The 7,832-nt window shown below is 71.2% G+C and carries 7 protein-coding genes; 4 read left to right on the top strand and 3 right to left on the bottom strand.

Annotated elements, in window-relative coordinates; all coding sequences use genetic code 11:
* From CCR87_RS05110 to surE, 3 genes are all read right to left on the bottom strand, one after another.
* Positions 1 to 653, bottom strand: a 653-nt coding sequence (locus CCR87_RS05110) for a LysM peptidoglycan-binding domain-containing protein (protein ID WP_201156486.1), incomplete at its 3' end; no start/stop codon positions are given.
* A 49-nt stretch (positions 654 to 702) separates the two neighbouring features.
* A complete protein-coding gene (locus CCR87_RS05115) occupies positions 703 to 1,341 on the bottom strand; it encodes a protein-L-isoaspartate(D-aspartate) O-methyltransferase (RefSeq protein ID WP_201156487.1) in 639 nt (212 codons plus the stop codon).
* A 7-nt stretch (positions 1,342 to 1,348) separates the two neighbouring features.
* On the bottom strand, positions 1,349 to 2,137 hold the full coding sequence (surE, locus tag CCR87_RS05120) for a 5'/3'-nucleotidase SurE (protein WP_201156488.1): 789 nt from the start codon (positions 2,135 to 2,137) through the stop codon (positions 1,349 to 1,351).
* A gap of 194 nt (positions 2,138 to 2,331) precedes the next feature.
* On the opposite strand from surE, the gene CCR87_RS05125 reads away from it, so the two are divergent.
* The 4 genes from CCR87_RS05125 to CCR87_RS05140 all read left to right on the top strand — a co-directional run.
* On the top strand, positions 2,332 to 3,336 hold the full coding sequence (locus tag CCR87_RS05125) for a DctP family TRAP transporter solute-binding subunit (RefSeq protein ID WP_201156489.1): 1,005 nt from the start codon (positions 2,332 to 2,334) through the stop codon (positions 3,334 to 3,336).
* Between the two features lie 63 nt (positions 3,337 to 3,399).
* Positions 3,400 to 3,888 (top strand): TRAP transporter small permease, encoded by a 489-nt coding sequence (locus tag CCR87_RS05130; protein WP_242511866.1) that lies wholly within the window; start codon positions 3,400 to 3,402, stop codon positions 3,886 to 3,888.
* On the top strand, positions 3,881 to 5,203 hold the full coding sequence (locus CCR87_RS05135) for a TRAP transporter large permease (protein WP_201156490.1): 1,323 nt from the start codon (positions 3,881 to 3,883) through the stop codon (positions 5,201 to 5,203). The genes CCR87_RS05130 and CCR87_RS05135 overlap by 8 nt, the downstream gene beginning before the upstream one ends.
* A 114-nt stretch (positions 5,204 to 5,317) precedes the next feature.
* The coding region (locus CCR87_RS05140) for a sensor histidine kinase (protein WP_201156491.1) at positions 5,318 to 7,832 on the top strand (2,515 nt) is incomplete at its 3' end.

A 7,832-nucleotide genomic window follows, 5' to 3' on the forward strand; every position in this document is an offset into this window, starting at 1 on the left:
GCGGCGGCCGTGCGCTGCGGCGTCGGCTCGGCCCGCGCGACCGGGATCATCAGGGTCTGCCCCTCGCGCACCGCCATGTCGGCGCCCAGCCCGTTCCAGTCCGCCAGCGCCCGCGGCGTGACATTGTAAAGCCGCGCGATGGTGAAGGCGGTCTCGCCCCGCTCCACCCGGTGCTGGAGGGGTTCGTCGGCGCTGCGGGTCTGCGCCGGGGCCTCGCGCAGCGGGCCGGAGTCGACGCGGTCGAGCGCGGTCGTGGCGATCGCGCCCACATCGCGCGCACCGGGTGCGTCCGGCAGCCGGGCGGGCAGGGTCAGGACCTCGCCCTCGCGCAGGCGCGTGTCGGGCGACACCGCGTTGCGCCGGGCCAGCTCGGCGCCGTCCAGGCCCAGCCGGCGGGCGACATCGGCCACCGTCTCGTCGCGCTGCGCCAGCGCCACCTGATAGGTGGGGTACGAGATGACCCCCCGCGCGTCGGGCGCGGGCCGCGTGCCGGCCACCTGGCGCGCGGCATCGGCCGTGGACCCGGTGGCGGGCGGGCGCAGGTCCCAGTCGAACCCCTGCTCGGCGCAGCCCGCCAGCAGCGCCAGCGCGGAGGTCAGCATCCCCGCGCGGCACAGGCGGGACAACGGGGTGGGGCGGGGGGCGGCGTTCATCACGGGCATACCTTGCATCTGCAACACCAAACGGCGGCGCGGCCCGGGTCTAGTCGGTCCCGAGGCCTTCGACCAGCGGCACGAAGCGCACCGGGCGCAATTCTTCGTAATCGAGCCCGCCCGGCAACCGCCGCACCCGGATCAGGCTCTGGACGGCATCGGACTGGCCCACCGGCAGCACCATGATACCGCCCTCGCGCAGCTGCGCCAACAGCGGGCCGGGCGGGTCCTCGGCGGCGGCGGTCACGAGGATGCGGTCGAAGGGCGCCTGGTCCGGCAACCCGAAGCTGCCGTCGCCATGCACCACGGTGATGTTGCCCAGGCCCAGCTCGGCAAAGGCCTCGCGGGCGGCGCGCACCAGCCGGCGGTGCCGCTCGATGGTGTAGACGCGCCGCGACAGCCGCGCCAGGATCGCCGCCTGATAGCCCGAGCCGGTGCCGACCTCGAGCACCTTGTCACGGCCCGTCAGCTCCAGCGCCTCGGTCATCAGCGCCACCACCGACGGCTGGCTGATGGTCTGGCCACAGGCGATCGGCAGCGGCATGTCCTCGTAGGCGCGCTCGGCAAAGATGCCGGTGACGAAGGCGCCGCGGTCCACCCGCTCCATCGCCGACAGGATGCGCGGGTCCGTCACCCCGCGCGAGCGCAGGGCGTAGAGGAAGCGCATCTGCCGTTCGGCGTTGTCCATCCCCGGGTCAATCACCGAATCGTGCCGCCAGGGGCGCCACCGCGTCATGGGCCGTCAGGTCCGCGCGCATCGGCGTGACCGAGATGTAGCCATCCAGGTTCGCCGCCGCGTCCGTGCCCGGCGCGGTGGGCATGTGCTGCGGGCCACCCTTGATCCACAGGAACTTGCGCCCCGAGGGCGAGATGTGCGGCTCCACTCCGAAGAAGCTTTCCTTGCGGTAGCCCTGCCGGGTGACGCGGGTTCCGCGCACCCGGTCCGACGGCACGGGGGGGAAATTCACGTTGTAGAACAGCCGGTAATCGTCGGTGTCCCAGGTCGCGTGCTCCAGCAGCGCGCGCACGGTGGCGGTGCCGTGGCCGGCCGCCGCCTCGAACGGGTCGCGCAGGTCGCGGTTCTCGGGGCCATAGTACTGCGACAGGGCGACGGCGCGCAGGCCCTGCAGGGCGGCCTCCATCGCGCCGCCGATGGTCCCGGAATAAAGGACGTTCTCGGCGGCATTGTTGCCCCGGTTGACGCCGGACAGCACCAGATCCGGCCGCGCCCCCTCCAGCACGTCATAGATCCCCGCCAGCACGCAATCGGCCGGCGAGCCTTCGGCGGCATAGCGGCGCGGTCCCAGCTGCGCGATCATCATCGGGTGGGTGTAGCTGATCTTGTGCGCCACGCCCGACTGCTCGAACGCGGGCGCGACCACCCAGACCTCGCCGCCCGGTCCCGCGATTTCGGCCGCGATGGCTTCGAGCACGGCCAGGCCCGGTGCGTTGATGCCGTCGTCATTGGTGACAAGGATACGCATGGGAAACCGCCGGTCAGGATGAACGGCTTCGTCAGTACCGCACGCGCGCCCCGGTCACAAGGTGGCGAGCGGCGCGCCCCGACGCCGTGCAGGTTTGCCTTGCAAATGCGCCGCTATGGGAGGCACTAGCGGATGGCGGCGCGCGGGCCGGTCACGGCGGCCCCGCCCCCGACGGACATCAGGAGGAGGACACCATGACATTCGCACGCTTCACGACCACCGCTCTGGCGGGGGTTCTGGTGGGCGCCCTGGGCGCGGGCGTGGCCGCGGCCGAGACGCTGCGCCTGTCGCACAACGTCGGCGACACCACCACCTGGCACCAGGGCGCCGAGAAGTTCGGCGAGCTGCTGGCCGAGCGCACCGACGGCGCGATCACCGTACGGGTGTTCCCCAACGCGCAGCTGTCGGGCGGCGACCAGATGCGCCAGGCCGAGATGGTGGGGCGCGGCGCGCTCGACCTCGTGGTGACGTCGGCCATCAACGTCACGCCGCTTGTGCCTGAAATGGCGGTGTTTTCTCTGCCCTACCTCTATTCCAGCTATGACCAGGTGGACGCCACGACCCAAGGCGCCCCCGGCGAGATGCTGTCGGACATCCTGGCCGAGCGCGGCATCGTCGTGCTGGCCTGGGGCGAGAACGGCTTTCGCGAGGTCACCAACAACGTGCGCGAGATCCGCACGCCCGATGACATGCGGGGGCTGAACATGCGCGTGGCCGGCCCCATGTACATCGACGTCATGGACGCGCTGGGCGCCAACCCCCAGCAGATGCAGTGGGGCGAGACGCTGACCGCGCTGCAGCAGGGCGTGGTCGACGGCCAGGAAAACCCCATCGGCGCGGTCATCATCCCCCAGCAGGTCTATGAGCTTCAGCGCTACCTGACGGCGTGGCACTACTCCTACGACCCGATCTTCCTCGGCATCTCGCAGTCCAAATGGGACGGCTACGACGCCGACACGCAGGCGATCATCCGCGACGCCGCCGTCGAGGCGATGGCCTGGCAGCGCGAGATCACCCGCGAGGGCACCGAGGCCGGCATCGCCTTCCTGCGCGAGCAGGGCATGGAGGTCTATGAGCCGACCGAGGAGGAGCTTGCCGCCTTCCGCGAGGCCACCCAGCCCGCGTTCGACACCTGGGCCGCCCGCGTCGGCCCCGAGATCGTGGACGCCTTCCAGGAGGCGATCGCCGCCGCCGACTGACGGCACGCCACCACGCCCATGCCCCGCGCGTGGCATGGGCGTCCTGCATGGGGGGCCGGGCGGATGCTGCGACTGTTCCTGCGCGACTTCGAGAAGATCATCTGCGCCGTGCTGTTCCTTGGCATGGCCGCGCTCGGATTCGTCAATGTCGTGATCCGCTACGGCACCAACCTGTCCTTTGCCGCCTCCGAGGAGCTGCTGATCAACGGCTTTCTGCTGCTGACGGTGTTCGGCGCGGCCCTTGCCGCCCGGCGGGGCGAGCATCTGGCGGTCACGCTGGTGGCCGACCGCCTGCCGCGTCTGCTGCGCGCGCCGGTCTTTGCGCTGTCGGTGGCGCTGTCGGTGGCGCTGCTGGCGATGTCGGCGTGGTTCTCGTGGGAGGCGATGGCCAACATCCAGCGCGTCGGCATGCGCTCCTATGCGCTGGGCATCCCGGCCTGGTATTATCAGGCGGCGTTGCCGTTCGGCTTTGCGCTGACCATCATCCGCTACCTCCAGCGCGCCTGGGAGGAGGTCCGGGGCCGCGCCCATCCGGAGGTGCCCGATGTTTGAGGCGCTCGGCATCACCGCCGCCGGCACGCAGATGATCGTGGTGTTCTTTGCGCTGATGCTGCTGCGGGTGCCGGTGGCCTTCGCGCTGGGGCTGTCGGCGCTCTATGCGATGTGGAAGATCGGCTTCGGGCTCGATCTGGCGGGCGATCTGATCGCGACCTCGATCACGCGGTTCTCGCTGCTGGCGATTCCGTTCTTCATCCTGGCGGGCACGCTGATGGGCAGCCTCGGGATTGCCGAGCGGATGATCCGGTTCTTCCGCGTGGCCGTGGGCGGGCTGCCCGGCGGCATGGGGGTGGTGGGCACGGTGGTGTGCCTGTTCTGGGGCGCGGTCAGCGGCTCGGGCCCCGCATCCGTCGCGGCCATCGGCCCGATGATCATCAAGGGGATGGAGGAGGACGGCTACGACCGCGCCTTCGCCGCAGGCCTCGTGGTCACCGGGGCCGCGTTCTCCATCGTGATCCCGCCGTCGATCGGGCTGGTGATCTATGGCGTGATCGCCGAGACCTCGATTTCGCGTCTGTTCATCGCCGCGATCATTCCGGGCGTGTTCATGGCGCTGACGATGGTGGCGGTGCTGCCCTTTGCGCGCCGCACCCGCAGCCCCAGCCTGGCGGCGCTCAGCCCCGACCCCTATGCCGGGATGGCGCGGGGCCGGGCGCTGTGGACCAGCTTCCGCGACAGCTTCTGGGGGCTGATGACGCCGGTGCTGATCCTGGGCGGCATCTATGCCGGCATCTTCACCCCGACCGAGGCCGCGCTGATCGCCACCGTCTATGCGCTGGCGGTGGGCGCCTTTGCCTATCGCACGCTGACCTGGCGTCGGCTTTACGATGCGCTGGGGACGGCGGCGGCGTCCTCGGCGGTGGTGATGCTGATCGTGGCCTATGCCAGCCTGTTCGGCTGGGTGGTGATCGTCGAGGATCTGGTCGGCAGCTATTCCGGCGCGCTGCTGGGCCTGAGCGACCGGGAATGGGTCATCCTGGGCGTGATCATGGTCATCCTGCTGGTGGCGGGGATGTTCATGGACCCGGTGACGGTGATGTTCATCGCGCTGCCGATCTTTCTGCCGGTCGCCCGCGAAATGGGCTGGGACCCGGTGTGGTTCGGGGTTCTGGTGATGGTCAACCTGGCGATCGGCTTGATCACCCCGCCGGTGGGGATCAACCTCTATGTCGCGGCCAACGTCACCCGCCTGCCGATCGAGCGGGTGGCGCGCGGGGCCTGGCCATTCCTGCTGGCCAGCCTGGTGGGGATCGCGGCGGTGGCGGCGGTGCCGCAGATGTCGCTGATGCTGCTCGACCTGCTGCGCTGAAACACGCGCGGCGCAAGTGAAATGTTGACGGATGTGCGGTGTTGATACCGGCGGGCCTCGCTCCGCCGAACAGGGGCGCCCGGGTCCCGCGTGTCAACATAGGTGAGCACAGCCATGCTGGAGTGCCTTCTTCCCGGACCACCCCCGGCGACCGTCCTCGCCGGGCTGGGGCTGTGGGCGGGCCTTGGCGGGGTGGCGCTGTCGGTCTGCGGGCCGCGTGTGTTCCACGGCAAGCCGTTCTTTCTGCTGACCCTGGTGGGGATGCTGTGGTGGCTGGGCGCGGCCGTGATGGAGCATTGGGTCGCCACCGAGGGGTGCAAGGTGCTGTGGGCCAAGCTGGCGTGGCCGGGCATCGCGCTGGTGCCCACGGCGGTGGCGTTCTTTCTGTTCGACTACGCCTTTGCCCGCTCGACCTTCGGCGCGGGCTGGAAACGGGCGGTGCTGGTGGCGGGGCCGGTGGCGATCACGGCGGTGGCGCTGGGCAACGGTTGGCACGGGCAGTTCTATGGCCCGGCCACCCGGCTGGCCGAGGTCGCGGGCCGCCCGGCGGTGATCTATGACCACGGCCCGGCGTTCCATGCGGCGGCGGTCTATCTCTATGGGTTCCTGCTGGCGGGGGTGGCGGTGCTGCTGGTGGGGGTGGCACGCACGCACCGCGCGCACCGGGGCTTCTTTCTGCTGTGGCTGGCGGTGACGTTGGCGCCGGTGGTGGCGAACCTCGGTTATCTCGTCTCGGGGGTGACGCTGTGGGGCATGGACCCGACGCCGTTTACCTTTGCGGTGGCGCTGGTGGCGTTTGCCGGGCTGATCCTTGCGGATCGGCTGTTCGATCTGGGGTCGGTTGCGCGCGACATCCTGTTTCTCGACACCGCAAACCCGATCGTGGTGATCGACGGCGCCGGTCGCGTTGCGGGGGCAAACCCGGCGGCGATGGGGGTGCTGGGCGCGCATGTGGCCGCCGGGCGCAGCCTGTCGGCGTGCCCGGCGCTTGGTCCTGCGGCGGACCCCGCCCGCGCGGGACCGCCCGCGCCGCTTGTCATCGGGGCACGCAGCTACGAGCCGCGCCTGACCCGCATCGCGCGCCCCATGCGCGACAGCCGCGTCGGCATGGGCTGGGTGCTGGAGCTGCGCGACATCACCGAGCGTCGGGCGCTGGAGCTGCGCCTCCAGGCCGAGCGGGATTTCCTCGCGCAGATCACCGAAACCTCGATCTCCGGCATTGTGGCGCTGGATGGCGCCGGGCGCATTGTCTTTGCCAACGCCGAAGCCGCGCGCATCCTGGGCGTCGGCTGTGCCGCGCTGCAGGGTCGACGGTACGACGATCCGCAGTGGCATCCCGCACCGCCCGACGGCAGCCCGCCGATGGCGTGCCGGTTGACCGACGGGCAGGCGCTGCGCGATGTGCGCCATGTGATCCACCGGCCTGACGGGGCGCGGCGGGTGATTTCGGTCAACGCGGCGCCGGTGGTCCACGCGGGCGCGGCCGCGCGCACCGTCTGCACCCTGACCGACGTGACCGACGCGCTCGCGGCCGCCGAGGCGCTGCACCGCGCCACCGAGCGCGCCGAGAGCGCGAGCCGCAGCAAGTCTCAGTTCCTGGCCAACATGAGCCACGAGATCCGCACCCCCCTCAACGGTATTCTCGGCATGGCCGAACTTCTGGAAGGGGCGCTGCCCGAGCCGGAGGCCCGCCAGATGGCCACCACCATCCGCGAAAGCGGCGAGGGGCTGATGACGCTGCTCAACGATATCCTCGACATGTCGCGGATCGAGGCGGGCAAGCTCACGCTGGAGCGGATCGCCTTCGCACCCGCCGACCTGCTGCGGCGGCTGGAGGCGCTGCACGCCCTGCGCGCCCGCGACAAGGGCCTGGCGCTGCGGGTGGAGGCGCAGGACAGCTGCGCGTCTCCCCGGCTGGGCGATCCCAACCGGCTGATGCAGGTGCTCCACAACCTCGTGGGCAATGCGATCAAGTTCACCGAGGCCGGTACCGTGACGGTGCGGCTGGCGTGTCCCGCCGGGCAGGGGATACGGCTGGTGGTACAGGACACAGGCCCCGGCATGACCCCCGAGCAGGCCGCCCGCGTCTTCGAGGAATTCGAGCAGGGCGACGGCAGCGTCGCGCGGCGCCATGGCGGCAGCGGGCTGGGGCTGGCGATCACCCGGCGGCTGGTGATGCAGATGGCGGGCCGGATCGAGGTTGACACCGCGCCGGGTCAGGGCACCACCGTCACCGTCGTGCTGCCGCTGTCCGAGGGAGAGCCGCACGCCGCGCCGCCGCCCGACACCCGGCCAACCGATGCGCTGCCAGCCGATATGGCAACGCCAGCCATTGCGCCGCCCGCCATTGCGCCATCCGACGTGGCGCCGCCCGGGGCCGTGGCGTCCGTGGCCGGGCCGACCGGCACTCCGCTCACCGGCGCGCGGACACCCTCGGACGCGCTTCCTGCCGCCCGCAGGCCCCCCCTGTCGATGCCTGACGCGATGCCGAGCGCCACACATGCGGGCGCAGATCCGTCCGACGCCGCGGCGTCTGGCGTCCCGCCGTCTGCCACGGCGCGCCCCCCAGTCCCCATGCCCGACGCAGCGCCGTCTGCGGCGGGGGCGGAGGTCGGTGCGGGGTTCAGGG

Source organism: Rhodobaculum claviforme, assembly GCF_016653255.1.
Lineage (GTDB): Bacteria > Pseudomonadota > Alphaproteobacteria > Rhodobacterales > Rhodobacteraceae > Rhodobaculum > Rhodobaculum claviforme.